The organism is Rhodomicrobium sp. Az07, from assembly GCF_018619475.1.
Taxonomy (GTDB): Bacteria; Pseudomonadota; Alphaproteobacteria; order Rhizobiales; family Rhodomicrobiaceae; genus Rhodomicrobium.
On sequence record NZ_JAHFZG010000027.1, the window covers coordinates 1 to 20,066 of the forward strand.

Consider the following 20,066-nt stretch of genomic DNA (forward strand, 5'->3'; position numbering starts at 1 on the left):
GGTTCGACGGCCAACTCGACCTGGAACCGGAGCGCCTCGTGTTCATAGACGAAACGTGGACCGCCACCAACATGGCCCGCAGCCACGGGCGCTGCGCGAAGGGCGAGCGCCACGAGCTCGCCGATCAGGGTCCACAGACCGCTGATGGTTCGCTTGGCGCTCTTTCTGAGTGTGGCCTTGAGGCGGGCAAAGGCTTTTTCGATCGGATTGAAATCTGGACTGTAGGGCGGGAGGAACAGCAATGTGGCGCCGGCATCTTCCTGCCCAACGAATGCGCCAACTATTTCAGATCATGCGGTTATGAGCCAGGCTGATCGAAATGCGCTCTAAAGTCGGAAAGAGTCTAAGGCGCGAGCCTTTCCCGCAGGGTTACGACCGTGCCGAGGATGACAAGCGCCGGGCCGCGCATCCCGGCGCTGATCGCATCTCCAGCAATGGTCGCAACGGTGCCCGTCACGACGCGCTGGTTCGGACGCGTTCCGTTTTCCACGATGGCGGCGGGAAGTGCCGGGTCGCCGCCATGCGCCACGAACTGCTGCATCAGCGTTTCGAGCTGGCCAAGCCCCATGAAAATGACGACGGTCTGATGCGGCTGCACGAGCGCTTCCCAGCCGAGGCTCAAGCCCCCGCCGCTTCGCGCATGCCCCGTGACGAACACACAAGCCTGCGCGTGATCGCGGTGCGTCAGCGGAATGCCCGCATAAGCCGCACAGCCCGCCGCCGAGGTCACGCCCGGCACGACCTGCACCGGAATGCCCGCCGCAGCCAGCGCCTCGATCTCTTCCCCGCCGCGCCCGAACATGAACGGGTCGCCGCCCTTGAGGCGCAGCACGCGCTTGCCCTGTCTCGCGAGTTGCACGAGCCTCGCGGAAATCTCCTCCTGCGGCACCGCGTGCCTGTCCGGCTCCTTGCCGACATAAATATGCTCGGCCTCGCGGCGCACGAGGTTCAGGATGCCCGGCGGCAAAAGGCGGTCGTAAAGCACGACGTCGGCGCGTTGCATCAGGCGGAGCGCGCGGAAAGTCAGAAGATCGGGGTCGCCCGGCCCCGCGCCCACGAGATAGACCTCGCCATGCGCAAGCTCCGCATCGTCCGCCGCGTCGAGCGCGCGTTCGAGTTCGGCACGCGCTTCGTCTTCGCGCCCGGCAAGAAAGCGATCCGCGACGCGGCCTTCGAGCGCCCTCTCCCAGAAGCGTCGGCGCTGCGAAAGATCCGAAAGCCGTTGGCCGAGCCGCTCGCGGTATGAGCCGACCAGCGAGACAAGGCGCCCATAAGCGGCGGGGATGGTGCTTTCGAGGCGGGCGCGGATCATGCGCGCGAAGATGGGCGATGCGCCGCCGGTCGAAATGGCGATCACGAGCGGGTCGCGGTCGACGATGGCGGGCATGATGAAGTCGCAAAGCTCCGGCGTGTCGGCGACGTTGATTGGAACGCGCGCCTCGCGGGCAAGCGCGGCCATAGCCTCGTCAGCGCCCCGGTCGCCGGTCGCGGCGAAGGCGAGCGTGAGGCCCGTCATGTCGACCGCGACGGGCGAGCGCTTCTCATGCGCAAAATGCGGGTCGTCGATCAGGGCGCGAAAATCGTCGCCAATGCGGGAGGCGAAGACGCGGACGTGCGCGCCCGCGCGAAGGGCAAGCTCGGCGCGACGAGCCGCGGGCGCGCCGCCACCGGCAACGGCAACGGCTCTGCCCTTGAGTTGAAAGAATACGGGAAGCTGGTCCACGGAGCGGCTCACTTTTTGGGCTTGTAGGGCTAACCCATCCCGCGCGGTTTGGCGCGAGAAAAATGCGGCCGCGAACGACGATGTGAAGATCTGGGTGGAGGGAATTCGACTTTGATCCCCGGTTGCCGCGAGTCCTCTCCCACAGGTCCAGCTTGCGGCATACACGCTCTCGCGTCGGCTTCACGAGACGAGTGGCGGGCCGCTCAGGTGCCGTGCGGTCACCGAGCGCCTCGCTTGGATCATCGGCGCATCGCGCTTGCCCTGCCTGGGGCGCTGTTCGCCGGACGGCGGTCAGCCACCCGATGGACTGTTCGAAAGCGGACTGGCCTCGGGAGCCGTCGCGCGCGCCTGATCTACCGTATCCGTGGCTTTCCTGCCCGTCTGCGGCAATTGGCCACGAAGAAGCGCCAGCGCGGCCTGAAGCTGATTGTCTTTTTCCTTTTCCTTCGGCACGTAAGAAATGCTTCCGCGCCCTTCCTCCGTCGCGGCGGCATTCTTGAGATGGCCGCGTAACTGGGCCTCGGACTCGAACGGCACGCTGGCGAGTTGCAGTTTCAGCTCCGGCGGAAGCTCCGGTTCCACCACATAATCCGGTTCGATGCCGGTTGCCTGGATCGAGCGGCCGGACGGCGTGAAGTAGCGCGCCGTGGTTACGCGGATCGCCCCCTTGTTGGCAAGCGGGATGAGCGTTTGAACCGATCCCTTGCCGAATGAGCGCGTGCCGAGCAGCGTCGCGCGCTTGTGGTCCTGAAGCGCGCCCGCCACCACTTCCGAAGCCGACGCCGATCCGCCGTTCAGAAGTACGATGACCGGCTTGCCGTCGGCGATGTCGCCTTGCCTTGCGGTCGAGCGCTCGATGTCATCGGCATTGCGGCCGCGCGTCACCACGATGGTGCCCTTGTCGAGAAACGCGTCGGAAATGTCGATGGCTTGATCGAGCAGACCGCCGGGATTGTTGCGCAGGTCGATCACATAGCCCGACACCTTGCCGTCGAGCGTCTTCTTGATGTCTTCGACCGCTTTCTGCAAGTATTCCGTAGTATGTTCGTTCTCGAACGATTTGACCTTGATCCAGCCTGCATCGCCTTCGACGCTGAATTGCACCGGGTTGATCTTGATGATGTCACGAATTATTTTTACCGTGAGCGGGTTGGCGGCGCCTTTCCGCTGGATCGTGAGCGTCACCGGCGAACCGGCCGGGCCGCGCATGAGGTCCACGGCGGCATCCATACTGAGCCCTTTTACCGATTGCCCGTCGAGCGCCGTGATCGAATCGCCCGCAAGCACGCCCGCGCGGTCGGCGGGCATGTTGTCGAGCGGCGCGATGACCTTGACCGCACCGTCTTCCATCGTGACATCGACGCCGAGACCGCCGAATTCGCCGCGTGTGTCCGCCTGCTCGTCCTGGAATTCCTTCGGCGTGAGATAGGCCGAATGCGGATCGAGCCCGTTCACAAGGCCCTTGATCGCGTTTTCGATGAGTTTCGCATCATCGGGCTTTTCGACATATTCGGCCCGCACGCGCTCCAGCACGTCGCCGAACAATTCGAGATTCCTGTAGATCTCCGGGCTCGTTGCCTGCGCACTTTGGCGCTGAACGAGCGGCATGGAGAGCAATCCGCCGGTCACGACCAGCGCGACTAGGAACGCACCAAGCGCGAGTTCCTTTTTCCGCATTACTTTTTCAACCTTCCAATGGCAGGCAAGCTGGAGGTCCGATCACCCGAGCAGGGGAAAAAGGTAAACGAATCCTTGCTTCGACGACAAGACCTCTGATCTTCATCGAAGGCAATTTTTAGGCCATGGTTGGGTATGGTTAACTTTTTCCACTTTTAAGTGTGGCGAGCGGAAAGGGGCGGCGAAGGCGCCCGCGAACGGCACTCGTTGCCTTACCGCTCGGAGCATTCACCAAGATGCCGTGATGTCGTTGTTATGAAACGCGCGACCACAATTTTGCTGTTGTTTTCGACAACCTCGACGCGATGGCTATGATGTTTTCACGCAGGGCGGTGCTCCAGGGCGCGCTCGTCACACTGGTTTCCGGCGCTTGCGGCAGCAGCGCGGTTGCCCCTTCCGCTTTCGCGCAATCCGCGCGCATGCCGTTCTCGCGATGGGTCGATGCATTCGGCGCACGCGCCCGCTCGCGCGGCATCTCCGGCGCGACCTATGCGCGCGTCATGGGCTCGCTCAAGCCCGACACCTCGGTTTACGCGCTCGACAAGGCGCAGCCCGAATTCAAGGAAGAGGTCTGGCAGTATCTCAATCGCCGCGTATCCGACTGGCGCATCGGCATCGGCATGGAGCGCGCGCGCGAATATGCGCCGCTGCTGGAGAAGCTCGAGCGCACTTACGGTGTGGACCGCCATGTCATGCTCGGGCTTTGGGGCATGGAGAGCGCGTTCGGCGACGTGGTCAACAACCCGAAACATATGCGGCCCGTCTTCCCGGCGCTCGCCGCGCTGGCATGGGGCGAACCGCGCCGTCGCGCCTATTGGGAACGGGAGCTTCTCAACGCGCTCGTTATCGTGGATCGCGGCTGGTCCACGCCGGAAGAGATGGTCGGCTCGTGGGCGGGCGCGATGGGGCATACGCAATGGATGCCCGAGGTCTGGCTCAATGTCGGCGTGGATTTCGACGGCGACGGCCGTATTTCGCCGTTCGGCCCTCCCGATGACGCGCTTGCGGGCACTGCCCAATATATAGCCAAACGCGGCAAGTATCGGCGCGGCGAGGGCTGGGGCTACGAGGTGCGCTTGCCTGAAGGCAGGGGCGGCGCGGGCGGCTGGAAATCCATCGCGGCATGGCAGGGCAGGGGCGTGACGCGGGCTAACGGCAAGCCGTTCCCGAGACCGGATGAACGGGCGCGGCTTTGGCAGCCGGTGGCGCGCGGCCCCGCGTTCCTGCTCACGCGGAACTTCGACGCGATCAAGTCGTACAACCCAGCGAACACCTATGCGCTGGCGATTGCCCATCTCGGCGACCGCTTGAAGGGCGAAGGGCCGTTCGTGCAACAGTTCCCCGGCGGCGAGCGCGCGCCGACGCTGGCGGAAGTGCAGGAATTGCAGCAGCGGCTGACGGCGTCCGGCTTCAATACGGGCGGCACGGACGGTCGCGTCGGCAAGGATACGATGAAGGCAATCCGCGACTTTCAGCTGAAGGTCGGGATGCGGCCCGCGGACGGCTATGCCGGGCTGAAGGTGCTGGCGCGGTTGCGTGCCAGCGGCGTTTAGCGGCCCCGCACCTACCCCACGATTTCGGCGTCGCCTTTTAGCGCGAGGTCGAGCAACATCGCGGGGTGGCGCGCGGGGCGGCCTAGCCCATCCTGAATCTGCTTGCGGCAGGAAAAGCCCGTAGCGGAAACGAGCGCATCGCGGCCCGCCTTGCGGATCGCCGGGAACAGCGCCTGCTCCGCCATCGCGAGCGACGCGTCGAGCGTGTCGGGCGTCATGCCCATCAGCCCGTTCAGCCCGCAGCAGGATGGCGGCGCGAGCGTGATGGCAAGGTCTGGGATAAGCCGCAGCACGGCTTCCGCATGCGCGTCGACGCCGTGGGCGCGCTCATGGCAATGCGAATGCAGTACCACGTTCGCCTCGATAGCCTTGAGCGGGAGCGACAAGTCCTGATTGCCGATGCGCCGCGCAAGAAGCTCCTCGAACAGGAGCACCGGCGGCGGGTCCGCGACCGGAAGTCCAAGCGCGGCGTATTCATCGCGCATCATCAGCACGCAGTTCGGCTCGAGGCCGATAACGGGCACGCCGCGCGCGGCATAGGCCGCAGCCGCCCGTGACAGCCGCAATGCCTGAGCGCGGGCCTTGTCGATGTCGCCTGCGTCATAGGCGCAGCGCCCGCAGCACAGCGCGCCGTCTTCGCCGTCCGTGAAGGCAACGACGCCGTAGCCCGCCGCTTCGAGCACGCTCTGCGCCGCGCGAAGGTTCGAGGTTTCGAATGAGCGGTTGAACGTGTCCGCGAACAGCGCGACGAGACCACGCGGCCCCGGCTCCGCCTCGGCTGGCGCGCGGAACCGACGCCCCGCCCAGCGCGGCCATGGGCGGTCGGCGGCAAGGCCGAGTTTCCTTTCGGTGAAGCGCGCCAGACCCGGCAGCAGGTCGCGCGCGGCGAGAAACCATCGCCAGCGCGCAGCGCGCTCGGTGTAGTCGGCGAGGTTCGCGTAAAGCTCCTGCGCGCGGGAGAAGCGGCCGACGGCCCGCGCGGCGGCGAGCGCCTCCACCCTCATCTTCGGGATGTCGACACCGAAAGGGCACGCGGAGCCGCACGCCTTGCACGAGACGCACAGCGCCATGGCTTCGAGCATCGCGGGCGATCCAAGCGCCTCGTCGCCGAGTTGCCCCGAAAGCGCAAGCCGCATTGTCTGCGCGCGGCCGCGCGCAGAGTCGCGCTCGTCATGCGTCACCGCGAAAGAGGGGCACGCGAAACGCTGCTCGGCCGTGCGGCACAGCGCGTGCCCGGCGCAGCGGCGCGCATGCTCAAGCGCGCGGGCGGGTGTCGCTTCCGCCTCCCATGAAAGGGCAACCGGCACATCGGCTGCCTTCGCCTCGCGCGGCGCGCGAAGCAGCGCCGCGGCGTCGAAATCCGGCGGGCGGAGAATTTTGCCGGGATTGAGCACGAAGCCCGGATCGAGCTGCGCCTTGAGGTCCGAGAAGAGGCGCAGAGCGTCGGGGGCAAGCGCGCGCTCCAGCGCCTCGCCTCGCGCCAGGCCGATGCCGTGGCCGCCGCTCAACACGCCGCCATGGCGGACGATCAGCGCCGCCATTTCATCGGACAGCGCGCGCATCCGCTGCCGGTCGTGGGCGTGGCGAAGGTTGAGCACCGGCCGCACGATCAGACAACCGCGCCCCGCGCTGCCATACAGGGCGGAGCGGACGCCGTGCCTGGCGAGGAGTGCCTCAAGCTCCGCTCCGTAGGCGGCGAGGCGATGCAGCGGCACCGCGCCATCCTCCATGAAGGAGAGGGGCTGCGCCGCCGACTTCATGCGCCACGCACGCGTAACTGCGTTGTGCCGAAGCAGCCAAAGCGCGGCGCGGTTGTTTTCGCCCATGATCTCCACGAGCGGGAAGCGGCCCTTGTCGGCCTCGGCCAGCGTTTCGGACAAGCCTTTGAGGAGCCGCGTATTGTCGACCGGGTTTTCCTCGTCGAATTCGACGATCAGCAGCGCCTCGGGGTCGCCTTGCAGGAGGCGCGCGGCGTGCGGGTCGCGCCGCGCCGCGACGATATCGATCAGCGTGCGGTCGAGGAGTTCAATGGCGGTCGGGTTCAGGAGCGCGATCTTGGGGATAACGCGCAGCGCGCCGCCGAGATCGGCGAAGCGGCAGACGCCGAGCGCCCGCGTTCCGGGAAGCCGCGCAAGCTTCAGCTCGATGCTCGTGGCGATGGCGAGCGTCCCCTCGGAGCCCGCCAGCAGCCGCGCAAGGTTCTGATCTTCGGAGTACGGCAGGAGCGCGCGCAGATCGTAGCCGGGCGGCTCCGGCGTTCCCGGCGCGCGCAGTGGAAACGCGCGCGCGATGTCCTTCTCGTGCGCTTCGCCGAATTGCAGCAGGTCGAGCAGCCGCTCGCGGCCGGGAAATCGCGCCGTCTCGTCCTCGGCGATAGCGCGAAAATGCACGCGCTGCCCGTCGGCGATGAGCGCCATGGCGGAAAGGATGCGGTCGCGCATCGAGCCATAGCGGAGCGCGCGCAGCCCGCTTGCGTTGTTGCCGAGCATGCCGCCGATTGTCGCTGATTGCGCCGACGCGATCTCGACCGGGAGGAAAAGCCCGTGCGGTTCGAGCGCTGCGGCAAGCGCCGCGGGCGTGCATCCGGGCTCGACCACGCATCGCGCATTCTCCGCGTCGATCGCGCCGATGCCGCGCATGTATTTCGTGAAGTCGAGGACGACACCCTCGCCAAGCGCCTGCCCTGCCGTCGACGTGCCGCCGCCGCGCGCAACGACGGAAAGCCCTTCCTCGCGCGCCATTTCGAGCACGATGGCCACGTCGCTCCCGGTCTTCGGGCAGGCCACGCCCGCCGGGAAGCACTGATACATGGACGCGTCGGTGGCATAGCGTCCTCGCGTGAAAAGGTCGCTTGAGGCGTCGCCCTCGATCTCATTGGCGAGCCTGTCCCAAAAAGCGGGCGACGCCTTGCGCAATGCCATGATCCTCAAAAAAGCGGCGGTCGCGTCTCCGCCGCCGCCAGCCGCAGACCATGACCGAGAGTCTCCCGGAGCGCAATGGTCCCTTAACCACGCGCGGTTAGCCTGCACGCAGCTTGAGGTTGTATCCGGGTTGTGCGTGTACCATGAGCCGAGTTTGCGTTTGCGACTGTTGCCCCCTGGCGTCCCTGCCGCAAAAAGCTGCGGCAAACGCGCAAGTCTGGTGCAAGACCAAGGCCGCGCCCAGCATTCGCCCGAATCGGCTTTCTGGACTGGACTCTCCCCGCTTTCCTGTCGAGTTGCGGGGCGTCTTCAACACATCCTCAAGCAGGGTCATGATCGTCACAGCGCTTGTTGCATCGCTTGGTGCGTGTTCCCCCCAGAAGAGTCCGGTCGACGAGACCCAGACGCTCAGTCCGCGCGTGATCAAGGTAGGCGATCCGGTTCCGAAAGGCGGCGGCGCCTACAAGCTCGGCAATCCGTATCTTGCAAACGGCAAGTGGTATACGCCGGTCAACGACGTGAACTACGACCAGGTTGGCGTTGCCTCTTGGTATGGCGACTTCTTCCACGGACGCAAGACGGCAAACGGCGAAGTTTACGACATGGGCGCGCTGACAGCCGCGCATCCGACACTGCCTCTGCCGACGTACGCGCAGGTGACGAACCTCGATAACAACCGCACGGTGGTCGTGCGCATCAACGATCGCGGTCCCTATCACGACGGGCGCATCATCGATTTGTCGCGAAGGGCGGCCGAGCTTCTCGGCTTCCACGGACGCGGAACCGCGCCGGTGCGCGTGCGCTATTTCGCGCCCGCTCCGCTGAATGGCGACGATCACCTTGAGCGCTCCATCCTGGCAAAGCAGCCTTGGGCCGCGTATTCGGTTTCGAGCGTGCAGGCGCCCGCGCGCCCGAAAATGACCTCCGCGCCGATGGTCGCGTCCGCCTCGATGGGTGCACCCGCGTCATTGAGTGCCTGGGCTCCCGTCGTGACGACCAATGCGGCGCGTCAGGCGAAAGCTGCGCCGGCGAAAGCTGCACCGAGGAAGACCGCAGCCGCGCAGCCGACGCCCGCAAAGGTTGCTACGGTCGCGCTGCCTTCTCTTCCGTCCCAACCCTCTCTCGCATCGGCAACGACTTCGACCGGGGTCTTCGACAAGCCGCTCGTCGTCAGAAAAGGCGGCTTCGAGGCTTCGACGCATGACACAAGCGGTGCCTGGTCGACAAACGCGCGTCCGGCCTTCTCCACGGGCGTGGCTTTTAATGGCGGCCAGTGAGACTATGTAAAGGCTCATCGGCCTGAACCTTAGCCAACAGGCGGTCGGCTCGATATAGTTGACTTGCCGACTCACCGGGACCGACGCCCATGCGCCTTGCCCTCTTGTTTTTTGCTTTCCTCCAGATGTTTCAGCCAGCGCTGGCGCAGTCATCCGGCGGGTATCGGACGGCTGCGGCCGAGGCGACGCTGATCGACCTCGATTCCGGGGCAACGCTTTTCGAGAAGAACGCCGACAGGCTGTTTGCGCCCGCGAGCATGAGCAAGATCATGACGCTCGCCGTCATCTTCAAAAAGCTCAAGGCGGGCGAGATCACCATGGACACCGAGTTCCCGGTGAGCCTCTACGCCTGGAGAAACGGCGGCGCGCCTTCGCGCACGACGTCGATGTTCATCCCGCTGAATCAATCGGCGAAGGTGAGCGACCTCATCCAGGGGATCGCGGTGCAGAATGCGAATGATGCGTGCATTGCTGTGGCGGAAGGAATTTCGGGCACGGAAGACGCCTTCGCCAAGCTGATGACGGAAGAGGCCCGCGCGCTCGGACTTCAGAAATCCACATTCGGCAACTCGACCGGCCTGCCGCATCCCGGCAACCAGATGACAGCGCGCGAACTCGCGGCGCTTTCGATCCATGTCATCAAGACCTACCCGGACCTTTACCCCTATTTCGGGCAGAACGAATTCAAGTACCGCACCTTTACTTTCAGGAACCACAACCCGTTGCAGTCCACGGCCGTCGCCGCCGATGGTCTCAAGCCCGGCTTCACGAAAGACGTGGGATACAGCATCGCCGCATCGGCTGTGCGTGACGGGCGGCGGCTGGTGCTCGTGATGAACGGCCTCGAAAGCGAACGCGACCGCCGCGAGGAAGCGCAGAAGATGCTCAACTGGGGCTTCGTGAACTTCAAGGCGCACAAGGTCTTCGACAAGGACGAGGTCGTTGGCGACGTTCGCGTCTGGGGCGGCGAGAAGTGGACGCTGCCGGTCAAGGCCAAGGAAGACGTGGTCGTGCTGCTGCCGGTGAACGCGAAAGATCAACGCATCCGCGCGCAGATCGCCTATCAGGGGCCGCTCAAGCCGCCGATTAAGGAAGGCGATCCAATCGGAGAGCTGCGCATAACCTCCGAAGCGGGCACGTCGAACAGCGCGCCGCTTCTCGCTGCCGCCGATCTGGAAGCGGGCGGTATCATCGCCAAGGGCGTCGACTCCCTTTTGCTCGGTGTGAACGCTTACGTCTCGCAGGCCGTGACGGATTATCTCAAGAAGCCGCAAACGCAGCCCGTCAACACGGCGGCGCCGGCTGTCACGCCGAAGTCCTGACGTGCGCGGCCGCTTCATAACGCTGGAGGGCGGGGAGGGTGCGGGCAAGACCACGCAGGCCAGGGTGCTCGCGGATCGCCTGCGCCGCAAGGGCATCAACGTCCTCCTGACGCGCGAGCCGGGGGGGACGCCGCGAGCCGAGGCAATCCGCGAAGTCCTGCTGTCGGGCAAGGCGAAGCGCTACGGCGCGCTCGGCGAGGCGGTGCTGTTCTACGCCGCCCGTGAATCGCATCTCGAACTCGGCATCCGTCCGGCGCTCGAACGCGGCACATGGGTCATCTGCGACCGCTTCAGCGATTCGACGCGCGCCTATCAGGGCGCGGCTGGCGGCTTGCCGCTTTCGGTGATCGAGACGCTCGATGACGCCGTCGTCGGAAAAACGCGGCCCGATCTCACGCTGATTTTCGATCTCGCGCCCGAACTCGGCCTCCGGCGCGCGGGTGAGCGGCGCCGCGCGGGCGTGGCTCCCGCTGGCGCTGTCGATGAGCATGCGGCCGAACGAGCCGAAGGGGTGCCGAGCTTTCCCGACGCCGAAGCGAGCAGCGATGCGATTGCACGCCGCGCTCACTCGGACGAAGTTCCCGCGCCGGACCGCTTCGAAACCATGAACCTCGCCTTTCATCGCAGCCTGCGCAGAGAATTCCTCGCCATCGCCAAGGCGGAGCCCGCAAGGTGCGCGGTCGTCGACGCTTCGGATACGCCCACGCGCGTCGAGGATCAGGTTTGGTCCATCGTCCGCGAACGCTTCAGCCTCTGACAAGGGCGATCGCGTCGCGGGGCCTTCAACCGACACCTAATCCACCCACTTCAAAAGCGCGCTCAACTCGTCCGCCTCGCGCGCGGGCTTGTCCCAGCGGATGCGATTGATGCGCGGGAAGCGCAGCGCTACGCCCGATTTGTGCCGCGTCGAGCGATGCACCGCGTCGAACGCCACCTCGAACACGAGCGCCTTTTCCACCTCGCGCACCGGCCCGAAACGCGCCACCGTGTGATGGCGCACCCATTTATCGAGTTCCTTCAATTCTTCGTCAGTGAAGCCGAAATACGCCTTGCCGATGGGCGAAAGCGCGCCGTCGTGCCAGAGTCCGAACGTGTAGTCCGAGTAGAAGGACGAGCGCCTGCCCGTGCCGCGCTGCGCGTACATCACCACCGCGTCGACGAGCATCGGGTCGCGTTTCCACTTGTACCACAAGCCCTTGGGGCGCCCCGCGACATAGGTGCTGTCGAGCCGCTTCAGCATCAACCCTTCGATATGCGGCGACGCGAGTGTGTCTGCCTCCGCGCGAAGGGCTTGCAGGTCGCCGGGACCGCGGAATGTCAGGGGCGCGGCGAGTTCCATGCCCTCGGGGCGCGCCGCGTCGAACCAGCGCGCCATCTCCGCCTTGCGCTCGGTGAGCGGCAGCGCGCGCAAGTCGCGGCCGTCGATGTCGAGCGCGTCGTAAAGGATGACGTGTCCCGGATAGGCCGCAATGAGTTTCGGGTCGGGCGACTTCCGGTTCAGCCGCTGCTGAAGGTGGTTGAAGCTCGCGATCCGCTCGCCCTCCCGCACGATGAGTTCGCCGTCGAGCACGCCGCGAAAGCCGACGCGCGCGAGCACATCCGGGAACGCGCCCGAAATGTCGTCGCCCGTGCGCGAGAACAGCGCCCTGCCCACGGGCGTCGAAACGATCTGCACGCGGATGCCGTCATATTTCCATTCGGCCATAAAGGCGTCGGGCGTGATGGCGGCGAGGGCCGCGTCTTCGATGGCATGCGCGAGCATCACGGGATGGAACGTCACCGCGTCTTTCGAGAGCGGCTTCGGCGCGCGGCCTTCGAGCCAGGCGAACAGGTCGAGATAGGGCGGCTTCTGCGCGTGCCACACCTCCTCGATCTCGCCGACATCCACGCCGCCGAACTCCGCCAGCACATGCTTCACCGCCCGCGCCGACATGCCGATGCGCAGCGTGCTCGTGCCAAGCTTCAAAAGCGCCCAGCGCTCGGGCGGGGTCATGTTGTCCAGGAGCAGCGCGAGATAGTCGCGGATGGCGGGTTTGTCGCGGGTGCGAAATTCGTGGATTGCCTCATGCAGCGGCGGCAGGCGGTTCAGAATGGTACGGTGCGGGTTCCTCGGCCAGATATGCGCGACGGTCTCCGACATCTCGCCCACATACTCATAGGAGAGGTCGAACAGCACCGGATCGACGCGTTCCGCCACGAGGTCGCGCACCAGCGCGCGCTTGAAAAGCTCGAACGCCACAGTGCCCGCAATCACGCCCACCGCGAACCCGCGATCCGGGTCCGGCGTGCGAACGAGATACGCCTTCAGCACGGCGGCCTTGTCGTTGATCGAGTGCGTGTAATAGAGCCGGTCGAGAAGGGCGGCGAAGGCTTGCATATTGCTAATATATGCCGAAGACAGGGCTTGTCTAAGGCATGGCGGCGCAGAATATCCGATCAGGCTGGATCGACCTGATCGGAGACCTATACTCATAACGCGGACTGTGCAGCGTCAGCCTTTGATAAAGGCCAGAAGGTCGGCGTTGATGGTTTCGGCCTCGGTTGTGGGCATGCCGTGCGGAAACCCTTTGTAAGTCTTCAATGTACCGTTCGGAAGCAGCTTCGCGGAGAGCGGCCCCGCATCGGCGTAAGGCACGATCTGGTCATCCTCGCTGTGCATGACCAGCACCGGCAGCGCGATCTTCTTCAGATCCTCGGTGAAGTCCGTCTGCGAAAACGCGACGACCCCGTCATAATGTGCCTTGGACCCGCCCATCATGCCTTGCCGCCACCAGTTCCAGATCACGCCCTGTGACGGTTTCGCGCCGGGGCGATTGTAGCCGTAGAACGGTCCCGCTGGAACATCGTGGTAGAACTGCGCGCGATTGGCGGCGATCTGCGCCTGAAACCCGTCGAAAACCTCTTTGGGGAGGCCGCCCGGATTGGCTTCCGTCTTCACCATGAGCGGCGGCACGGCGCTGATGAGCGCGGCTTTCGAGGCCCGCCCTTCGCCGTGGCGCGCGAGATAGCGGACGACTTCGCCGCCCCCGGTGGAATGCCCCACATGGATGGCATCCCTCAGATCGAGATGCTCGGTCACCGCCGCGAGATCGTCGGCATAGTGATTCATATCGTGCCCCTCGCTCGTCTGGGTGGAACGGCCGTGGCCGCGGCGGTCGTGTGCGATCACACGAAAGCCCTTGCCGAGAAAGAAGAGGATTTGCGGCTCCCAGTCGTCGGCCGAAAGCGGCCAGCCATGGCTGAACACGACGGGCTTGCCGGAGCCCATGTCCTTGTAAAAAATCTCGATGCCGTCTTTTGTTGTGATTACAGGCATGTGCTTGTTCCCGATTGTGACTGTTCGGGAAAATCGCACGGGCCGATCTTAGGTTCCGATCCGGCGCCTCGCTAACCTTCAGGGCAGAGCGCGAGGATGGGCCAGTGCGTGCAAGACCGCAACCGGCTCAGACAGAACACAACTTTTTTCTATTCCCGGTTGACGCCGCGTTAATTTCAGGCTTCCCTTGAGCCACTTGGGAAGGCATAGACATGGACTTCATAGAAGAGTGCAAACGGCGGCAGGCCGCGCTGCGTGATGCGTTGAGCGAAATGGATCAGAGTCAGTTTTTCGGCGGGGATGAGCTGCAAGCGGCGCGTTTCAAGCAAAATGCGCGCAGAACGATCTCCCTTTACGAGAAGATCATTCACCTGTCCAAAGGCGACGCGATCGGTCACGCCTGACGACGGCACGGCTCTGGAACAAGTTGACGGCCGCCCGCATGATGGCGTGTCCACAACGGCGCTTCAACTCAGCGCCGCCTCGCTCTGCAGGACACGGACGTGCTCGCCGAGTGGAAAGGTCAGCACCGCACGCGTTCCGGGCGACAGTTTTTCGTACCGCAGCGCGCCTTCCAGCTTTTCCGCCATGCCTGCGATGATGCGCTGGCCAAGACCGCGTCGTCTCGTCTTCTCGGGCGGATCGTCCCGGGTGCCCACGCCGTCGTCCTCGACCACAAGATCGATTTCCGTCTCTCGCAGCCGAATGATAACCCGCACCTGACCGTGCCCGTTCGGGTAGGCGTGCTTCAGCGCATTGAGAATGAGTTCGGTGGTCACGATGCCGACCGAAACGGCTGCGTCGGGAGAAATCTGGATTGGCGCGCCGCTGAAAGAAATGACGCCGTTCGTGCCTTCACCGCCGGACACATCCTCCAGATCGCGAATGAGACTCGCCAGATAGTCCGACAGCGTCACCCAGCGCACGTCGAACGACGTATAAAGCGCGCGGTGGACACGCGCGACAGCCAGCACACGGCCGTTCGCCTCCTTCAGGGCCGCCTTCACGTCGGCGTTGCCGCTGACATCTCCCTGAAAATGGAGGAGCGACGCGATTAGCTGAAGGCTGTTGCTGACCCTGTGGTTGACCTCGCGGAGCAGCAGGGCGCGCTCTTCCGCCAGCGCCTTGAACTCGTCGCGGGCGTTGCGGACGGCTGCTTCGGCGCGTTCTCGTTCGCGCTTGAGTGCGGTCGTGAACATGGCGTTGGTGATCGCGTTTTCCAGCACCAGCAGGAAATCGCCATGCAGGTCTTTCACGACATAATCGGCGGCGCCTGCCTTCAGCGCCGCGACGGCGACGCGGCTGTCCTGCGTTCCGGTCAGATAGACAATCGGCGGCGCGTTCGAGCGCGATTGAAGTGACGCGATGAGCGACAGGCCGTCCTGCTCCGGAAGGACATGATCAAGCAGAACCACATCGAATTCGGACGCGGAGATTTCCTCAAGGCCGGCTGCTGCGGAGTACGCCGAGACGACCGAAAAACCGCTGCGCTCAAGCCGGTTGGCAACCAGCCGGCAGAAGCCTTCATCATCGTCGATGATCAGGATTCGCGGATTTTTGTTAGCCATTCAGCGGGTCCGGAATCTTGATGACGGAAATGAACAGGCCAAGCTGCCGTATGGCAACCGCAAACTGCTCATAATCCACGGGCTTTGTAATGTAAACGTTGCAGCCGAGATCGTAACAGCGCTGAATTTCTAGTTGGTCGTCGGTCGTCGTGAGCACGATCACGGGCGCAACCCGAAGATGACCGTCATTCTTGAGAAATTCGAGAATATCGATGCCGGACATATCGGGCAGGTTAAGGTCGAGCAACACGAGAATAGGATTGAGTTCGGCCGGTTCGCTCTCGATTTTCTTGAAATAGGCGAGCGCGGACGCGCCGTCCGAAAAAGGCATGACCTCGTTCGTTACGCCCGCCCGCCGTATATTCCGTTCGATAAGGCGGGCATGACCTTGATCGTCTTCGATCATGACGATCGTTACCGGCTTGTTCATGCGGCCATCCCCCTTGTCTGCGCTATGGTTCCAGGAAGCGTCACTTTGAACGTGCTCCCAACTCCCACGGCGGATTCGACGGCGATAGAACCGCCCAGTCGACGCACCAATGCGGACACGAACGCCAAACCCATTCCTTCGCCGGGCACATCTTGCGGGCCTGCCCGGCGAAACAGCTCGAAGATCCTTTGATGATCGCGGGGATCGATGCCACGGCCATTATCGGAAACCGAGTATATCACGTCAACACCGCGCAGGTAGCCTTCTATCTTTATTTCTCCTTGTCCGTCGCTTTTGAGGAACTTGATGGCGTTCTCGATGAGGTTTGAGAAGATCTGCTCTATCGACATCCGATCGCTCAGGATCGGCGGCAAATCCCCAACAGCGATGCGGGCATCCTTTTCACGGATTTGATGAGCGACGTTCGAAATCACGGATTCGACGAGCTTTTTCGTATCGATCAATTCGGAGTGAAGCGGGCGGCTGCCCTGACGGGAAATCTTCAGGATGGCGTTGATGAGCCGGTCCATTCTGGCGATGGAACTCTTGATGAAGCCGAAAGCCTCGTCGAAATCCTTGCCGAGAACGTCGGTATCCGCCAGCGCGTTTGCCTTCTCCAGCCGTTCGAACAAGTCCTTGCGAAGCGTTTCCAGCTCGGACGTGAACCCCATGATATTGACGAGCGGCGAGCGAAGATCGTGGCTCACGACATAGGCGAAGCGCTGAATTTCGTCGTTCGCCCGCTGCAAAGCTGCGGTTCGGCGCATGACGATATCCTCAAGATCGTCGTTCGTCTTTTCGAGCGCCCTGTGGGCCCTCGACAATGCCGCGTTGGATCTCATCAGGAACCAGATGCTGAGAAACGAAAAGGCCAGCACGGCCACGCCGCCGATGACGTCGACGATCATCTTCATGTCGCGCAATTCCGCCGAGTTGGCTTCGATCTCGTCACGCTTCGCGATAGCCTTCTCTTGCAGGGCATTGATGTGCTCTTCGATCTGCTCGGAAAGCTTGACGCCATAATTGTCCTTGAGCCGGGCGACGGCCGCGTCGCGCCGTTCGTTCGTTGCATCGGCAACGGTTACGGCCATTTCGTTGGCCTTGCGCGTTATCAGATCCAGCAAGACCGCAAGGCGCTCCTTTTCTTCCAACGCCGCGGGCACGCTTTCGATCAATCGCTTTGCTTGTGGAATGAGCTGCGAATACAACTCGTTATAGGGTCGCAGATATTGCTCCGATTCCGCGATCAGGTAGCCGCGCTGGCTGCTCTCGACGGTGCGCATCGTGCGGCCGACGCGGCCAAGCTTGGCGTAGTAGCGGTTTATCTCCGCGGCTGTGCCGGCGTCGCTTTCGAGGCGATGGGACAGCCAGACGGAAAACAGGGTGAGAAGTATGAGAATGACGGCAGCCGCGCCGAGAAGCGCCGCTTCCCGACGGCTCTCCCGAAACAATGAGAAAACGTCGTGAAACCCCGCCATCACACCCACGCTCTTTTTCGCGACCGCAGATCGGCCGTCGATGCAAGATACACGATGTGCCTTCATGCCGGTCAATCGACCCGCGCGGGAATCGCCTTTTCACCGTTCACGTATTCTTCAAGCCGCTGGCGGGCACGGCTGAGGCGGCTTTTCACGGTACCGACGGGGCAATTGCAGACCGCAGCCGCTTCCTCATAGGATAATCCCTCGGCGGCGATCAGGATGATCGCCTCGCGCTGTTCGGGCACGAGTCCGCTCAACCCTCTCAGAACATCCTTGAACTCGATGTATTTTTCCTGCGTCGCCCGGCTTTCGAGGTGCGAGGGGTCGACGTCGTCGAGCGGCGCGGTCTGGTGATATTTCTTGTAGCGGATGTCATTGTAAAAGCTGTTGCGGAGAATCGTGAACAGCCACGCGCGCAAATTCGTCCCTTCCTGGAACTTGTCGAGGTTCGACAGCGCCTTGACCAGCGTATCTTGCACCAGATCGTCCGAATGCTGCGAGCTTTGCGTCAGCGAAAGCGCGAATGCGCGCAGATTCGGGATCCACTTGACCAACTCTTGCCGCAGGTTTGCATCGGCGGGATTACCCATTCAGTCGCGCTCCTGCTTTTCGATCTTGTTGATGAGTGCGAGCATCTCTTCGGGGATCGGTTCCGCGAGAAGCTTCTCATAGAGCTTGACAACCCCTGCCGCGAAGCGCGCTTCATCGTATGTGGGGTCGGATGACGGCGTCTGCTCGGGGTCGTCGGCACCATCGGTCGAAGTTTTATTCGTATCGGTCTTCAGAACCAGGCCGGTATCGTCGTTGTGCGAAGGCGTCTGGGGAACAGGAGCGCTCGCCTCGCGCTCGCCTGTATCGTTTTCGTTCATCATGCTTCCTTGTTGTTGAGAGGAGTCACCGGCCGCTCTGGACAGGGAGTAAATTTTCACAAATCATCAATGCACTGGAACACCCGCTACGGGCGTTTGTTGCAGTCACGTCAACTGCGCCTGGACAATTATTCCTTGGGGAACGCCACATGTCTGTTTCGCAATCCATTGCTCCGCATCTGCCTTCGCTCCGGCGGTTCGCGCGTGCGCTTTCCGGTTCGCAGGAAAGCGGAGACGCTTACGTCGTCGCACTCCTTGAGGCGCTGGTCGACGACCCCGACCTGTTCCCCGGCGGGCTTGAGCCGAAAGTCGCGCTATACCGCGCTTTCCTCAAGATATGGAATTCAGTGGGGACCAACAGTTTCCCCAATTTGAGCGGCGAGACTTCCGAGGCGGTCCATGGCCTGCAAACCCTGACGCCAAAGCCTCGACAGGCCTTTCTTCTCTTGTCTGTGGAGGGTTTTGACGCGGAAGCGATCGCGCAAATTCTCGACACCGACACGGGGGAAGTCGCGCTCCTGATCGCGGCGGCGGATCATGAAATCGCAAGCCAGCTCGATCAGGCCGACATCCTCATCATAGAGGACGAACCTCTCACCGCCGCGCATCTCGAAGAAATCGTGACAGGCATAGGCCATAACGTGACGGGTACCGCACGCACGCACAGCGCCGCGCTCAAGCTCGCGCAGGAAACCCAGCCCGACCTGATCCTTTCCGATATTCAGCTCGCTGACGGAAGTTCGGGCGTTGAAGCCGTGAACGAAATCCTCGGCTCGCTCGAATTGCCGGTGATCTTCATAACGGGACACCCGGAACTGCTGCTGACCGGCGCGAAGCCGGAGCCGACCTTCCTCATCGCGAAACCGTTCAACGCCGAGACCGTCAAGGCAATCATCGGGCAGGCGCTGTTCTTTCAGGTGCGCTCGCGCGTGAAGGATGGAAACGCTGCGGCGCCCGGAAAAAACTCCGAATCGGGTGCCGACGCGCGCTGATCAACCATTTTTTCAGCGGAGCCGCTTACACCTCGCATAACGCGCATCCCGAGAGCGAATGCTCACGGGATCGCAGCCGGGAACCGGAGAACACCATGGAAGCCTTGCCGGCGTTGTTGATCCCGGGCCTAGGCTGCGACACGCGGCTTTACGGCGGCCAGCTTCCCGTCCTTTTCAGGCAGGGAGCGACCGTCACGGTGGCCAACCACACCCGCAGCGACTCGATAGCCGCCCTCGCGGACGATGTGCTCGCCGCCGCGCCGCCGCGTTTCGCACTCACCGGGCTTTCGATGGGCGGCTATATCGCCTTGGAGATCTTGCGCCGCGCGCCGGATCGGGTAGCAAGGCTCGCCCTGCTCGACACCACTGCGCGCCCCGATTCGCCGGAGCAGACGGCTCGCCGGAAGACGCAGATCGAGATGGCGCAAACGGGCAAGTTCGGCGATCTGCCGGGAATCCTGTTTCCGATCTTCGTGCATGCAAGCCGCCGCAACGACCACACGCTTCGTGCTGTTGTCGAAAACATGATCCTTGAATCGGGCGCGGATGCCTTTGTCCGGCAGCAGACGGCGATCATCGGACGGCGGGACTCGCGGCCATACCTCGGCTCGATCCGCTGCCCGACGCTCGTTGTGGTGGGTTATGGCGACGAGTTGACGCCGCCGGCTCTCGCGAAGGAAATAGCCGACCCCATCCCCGGCGCGAAGCTGGAGGTCGTGCCGGATTGCGGGCATCTGTCCACGCTGGAACAGCCGGACTTCATGGCGCACATGCTCGCGGCTTGGCACAGCGCTTGAGGCGAGCGATCCGCGGAAAGCGTAACGCGCCTAGGTCACCGACTCGTAAGCCCGCAGCCAGATACGGACTGACGCAAGCTTGACGGATGCGAGGAAATTGTCGTCGCGCTTGTCGTAGCGGGTTGCGACGGCTCGGAAGT

General features: G+C 63.5%; 17 protein-coding genes and 3 pseudogenes. 8 read left to right on the forward strand and 12 right to left on the reverse strand.

Annotated elements, in window-relative coordinates; all coding sequences use genetic code 11:
* Positions 1 to 110, forward strand: a pseudogene (locus KKP04_RS14660) (IS630 family transposase); the annotation flags it as partial.
* 12 nt (positions 111 to 122) lie between these two features.
* On the opposite strand, the pseudogene KKP04_RS14665 reads toward KKP04_RS14660, so the two are convergent.
* The 3 genes and pseudogenes from KKP04_RS14665 to KKP04_RS14675 all read right to left on the reverse strand — a co-directional run.
* A pseudogene (locus KKP04_RS14665) lies at positions 123 to 260 on the reverse strand (transposase); the annotation flags it as partial.
* An 83-nt stretch (positions 261 to 343) separates the two neighbouring features.
* The gene (gene cysG / locus KKP04_RS14670) at positions 344 to 1,735 is read right to left on the reverse strand and encodes a siroheme synthase CysG (RefSeq protein ID WP_371818834.1); all 1,392 of its coding nucleotides are present in this window, start codon (positions 1,733 to 1,735) and stop codon (positions 344 to 346) included.
* Between the two features lie 279 nt (positions 1,736 to 2,014).
* Positions 2,015 to 3,400, reverse strand: a complete 1,386-nt coding sequence (locus KKP04_RS14675) for a S41 family peptidase (RefSeq protein ID WP_215033222.1) — start codon at positions 3,398 to 3,400, stop codon at positions 2,015 to 2,017.
* Between the two features lie 305 nt (positions 3,401 to 3,705).
* On the opposite strand from KKP04_RS14675, the gene KKP04_RS14680 reads away from it, so the two are divergent.
* A complete protein-coding gene (locus KKP04_RS14680) occupies positions 3,706 to 4,953 on the forward strand; it encodes a lytic murein transglycosylase (RefSeq protein ID WP_215033225.1) in 1,248 nt (415 codons plus the stop codon).
* Positions 4,954 to 4,964: 11 nt separating this feature from the next.
* Here KKP04_RS14680 and KKP04_RS14685 read toward each other — a convergent pair whose 3' ends face one another.
* The gene (locus KKP04_RS14685; RefSeq protein WP_215033228.1) at positions 4,965 to 7,874 is read right to left on the reverse strand and encodes an FAD-binding and (Fe-S)-binding domain-containing protein; all 2,910 of its coding nucleotides are present in this window, start codon (positions 7,872 to 7,874) and stop codon (positions 4,965 to 4,967) included.
* 332 nt (positions 7,875 to 8,206) lie between these two features.
* Here KKP04_RS14685 and KKP04_RS14690 point away from each other — a divergent pair, with 332 nt between their 5' ends.
* The 3 genes from KKP04_RS14690 to tmk all read left to right on the forward strand — a co-directional run bounded on the left by KKP04_RS14690 (position 8,207) and on the right by tmk (position 11,230).
* Positions 8,207 to 9,151 carry a septal ring lytic transglycosylase RlpA family protein gene (locus KKP04_RS14690; RefSeq protein WP_215033231.1) on the forward strand — a complete coding sequence of 315 codons (945 nt, stop codon included), beginning with the start codon at positions 8,207 to 8,209 and terminating at the stop codon, positions 9,149 to 9,151.
* 89 nt (positions 9,152 to 9,240) lie between these two features.
* Positions 9,241 to 10,473: a D-alanyl-D-alanine carboxypeptidase family protein gene (locus tag KKP04_RS14695; RefSeq protein ID WP_215033234.1), complete on the forward strand. Its 1,233-nt coding sequence runs from the start codon at positions 9,241 to 9,243 to the stop codon at positions 10,471 to 10,473.
* A 1-nt stretch (position 10,474) separates the two neighbouring features.
* Complete coding sequence (tmk, locus tag KKP04_RS14700; protein WP_215033237.1) at positions 10,475 to 11,230, forward strand: dTMP kinase; 756 nt, start codon at positions 10,475 to 10,477, stop codon at positions 11,228 to 11,230.
* Positions 11,231 to 11,266: 36 nt separating this feature from the next.
* Here the strand turns inward: tmk and KKP04_RS14705 are convergent, their stop codons facing one another.
* Positions 11,267 to 12,850: a cisplatin damage response ATP-dependent DNA ligase gene (locus KKP04_RS14705; RefSeq protein ID WP_215033239.1), complete on the reverse strand. Its 1,584-nt coding sequence runs from the start codon at positions 12,848 to 12,850 to the stop codon at positions 11,267 to 11,269.
* Between the two features lie 114 nt (positions 12,851 to 12,964).
* Positions 12,965 to 13,789 carry an alpha/beta fold hydrolase gene (locus KKP04_RS14710; protein ID WP_215033242.1) on the reverse strand — a complete coding sequence of 275 codons (825 nt, stop codon included), beginning with the start codon at positions 13,787 to 13,789 and terminating at the stop codon, positions 12,965 to 12,967.
* A gap of 212 nt (positions 13,790 to 14,001) precedes the next feature.
* Here KKP04_RS14710 and KKP04_RS14715 point away from each other — a divergent pair, with 212 nt between their 5' ends.
* Entirely contained in the window at positions 14,002 to 14,193 is a 192-nt protein-coding gene (locus tag KKP04_RS14715; RefSeq protein ID WP_215033245.1) for a hypothetical protein, read from the forward strand.
* Positions 14,194 to 14,256: 63 nt separating this feature from the next.
* Here the strand turns inward: KKP04_RS14715 and KKP04_RS14720 are convergent, their stop codons facing one another.
* The 5 genes from KKP04_RS14720 to KKP04_RS14740 are packed head-to-tail and all read right to left on the reverse strand — an operon-like array spanning position 14,257 to position 18,140.
* Positions 14,257 to 15,357, reverse strand: coding sequence for a response regulator (locus KKP04_RS14720; protein ID WP_215033248.1), 1,101 nt, complete (start codon positions 15,355 to 15,357; stop codon positions 14,257 to 14,259).
* The gene (locus KKP04_RS14725; protein WP_215033251.1) at positions 15,350 to 15,787 is read right to left on the reverse strand and encodes a response regulator; all 438 of its coding nucleotides are present in this window, start codon (positions 15,785 to 15,787) and stop codon (positions 15,350 to 15,352) included. The genes KKP04_RS14720 and KKP04_RS14725 overlap by 8 nt, the downstream gene beginning before the upstream one ends.
* Positions 15,784 to 17,331, reverse strand: a complete 1,548-nt coding sequence (locus KKP04_RS14730; protein ID WP_215033254.1) for an ATP-binding protein — start codon at positions 17,329 to 17,331, stop codon at positions 15,784 to 15,786. The genes KKP04_RS14725 and KKP04_RS14730 overlap by 4 nt, the downstream gene beginning before the upstream one ends.
* Before the next feature lie 5 nt (positions 17,332 to 17,336).
* Positions 17,337 to 17,858, reverse strand: a complete 522-nt coding sequence (locus tag KKP04_RS14735; RefSeq protein ID WP_215033257.1) for a sigma-70 family RNA polymerase sigma factor — start codon at positions 17,856 to 17,858, stop codon at positions 17,337 to 17,339.
* Positions 17,859 to 18,140, reverse strand: a complete 282-nt coding sequence (locus tag KKP04_RS14740; RefSeq protein ID WP_215033260.1) for a hypothetical protein — start codon at positions 18,138 to 18,140, stop codon at positions 17,859 to 17,861.
* Between the two features lie 146 nt (positions 18,141 to 18,286).
* On the opposite strand from KKP04_RS14740, the gene KKP04_RS14745 reads away from it, so the two are divergent.
* Entirely contained in the window at positions 18,287 to 19,129 is an 843-nt protein-coding gene (locus tag KKP04_RS14745) for a response regulator (RefSeq protein ID WP_215033263.1), read from the forward strand.
* 95 nt (positions 19,130 to 19,224) lie between these two features.
* Positions 19,225 to 19,926 (forward strand): alpha/beta fold hydrolase, encoded by a 702-nt coding sequence (locus tag KKP04_RS14750; RefSeq protein ID WP_215033266.1) that lies wholly within the window; start codon positions 19,225 to 19,227, stop codon positions 19,924 to 19,926.
* Between the two features lie 30 nt (positions 19,927 to 19,956).
* On the opposite strand, the pseudogene KKP04_RS14755 reads toward KKP04_RS14750, so the two are convergent.
* Positions 19,957 to 20,066, reverse strand: a pseudogene (locus KKP04_RS14755) (IS5/IS1182 family transposase); the annotation flags it as partial.

What these genes read in the sequence shown, in the direction of transcription:
- KKP04_RS14675 (WP_215033222.1), bottom strand. Translation starts at nt 3,400, where the DNA reads ATGCGGAAAAAGGAACTCGCGCTTGGTGCGTTCCTAGTCGCGCTGGTC.
- KKP04_RS14680 (WP_215033225.1), top strand. Translation starts at nt 3,706, where the DNA reads ATGGCTATGATGTTTTCACGCAGGGCGGTGCTCCAGGGCGCGCTCGTC.
- KKP04_RS14685 (WP_215033228.1), bottom strand. Translation starts at nt 7,874, where the DNA reads ATGGCATTGCGCAAGGCGTCGCCCGCTTTTTGGGACAGGCTCGCCAAT.
- KKP04_RS14690 (WP_215033231.1), top strand. Translation starts at nt 8,207, where the DNA reads ATGATCGTCACAGCGCTTGTTGCATCGCTTGGTGCGTGTTCCCCCCAG.
- KKP04_RS14695 (WP_215033234.1), top strand. Translation starts at nt 9,241, where the DNA reads ATGCGCCTTGCCCTCTTGTTTTTTGCTTTCCTCCAGATGTTTCAGCCA.
- KKP04_RS14705 (WP_215033239.1), bottom strand. Translation starts at nt 12,850, where the DNA reads ATGCAAGCCTTCGCCGCCCTTCTCGACCGGCTCTATTACACGCACTCG.
- KKP04_RS14710 (WP_215033242.1), bottom strand. Translation starts at nt 13,789, where the DNA reads ATGCCTGTAATCACAACAAAAGACGGCATCGAGATTTTTTACAAGGAC.
- KKP04_RS14715 (WP_215033245.1), top strand. Translation starts at nt 14,002, where the DNA reads ATGGACTTCATAGAAGAGTGCAAACGGCGGCAGGCCGCGCTGCGTGAT.
- KKP04_RS14720 (WP_215033248.1), bottom strand. Translation starts at nt 15,357, where the DNA reads ATGGCTAACAAAAATCCGCGAATCCTGATCATCGACGATGATGAAGGC.
- KKP04_RS14725 (WP_215033251.1), bottom strand. Translation starts at nt 15,787, where the DNA reads ATGAACAAGCCGGTAACGATCGTCATGATCGAAGACGATCAAGGTCAT.
- KKP04_RS14730 (WP_215033254.1), bottom strand. Translation starts at nt 17,331, where the DNA reads ATGAAGGCACATCGTGTATCTTGCATCGACGGCCGATCTGCGGTCGCG.
- KKP04_RS14735 (WP_215033257.1), bottom strand. Translation starts at nt 17,858, where the DNA reads ATGGGTAATCCCGCCGATGCAAACCTGCGGCAAGAGTTGGTCAAGTGG.
- KKP04_RS14740 (WP_215033260.1), bottom strand. Translation starts at nt 18,140, where the DNA reads ATGATGAACGAAAACGATACAGGCGAGCGCGAGGCGAGCGCTCCTGTT.
- KKP04_RS14745 (WP_215033263.1), top strand. Translation starts at nt 18,287, where the DNA reads ATGTCTGTTTCGCAATCCATTGCTCCGCATCTGCCTTCGCTCCGGCGG.
- KKP04_RS14750 (WP_215033266.1), top strand. Translation starts at nt 19,225, where the DNA reads ATGGAAGCCTTGCCGGCGTTGTTGATCCCGGGCCTAGGCTGCGACACG.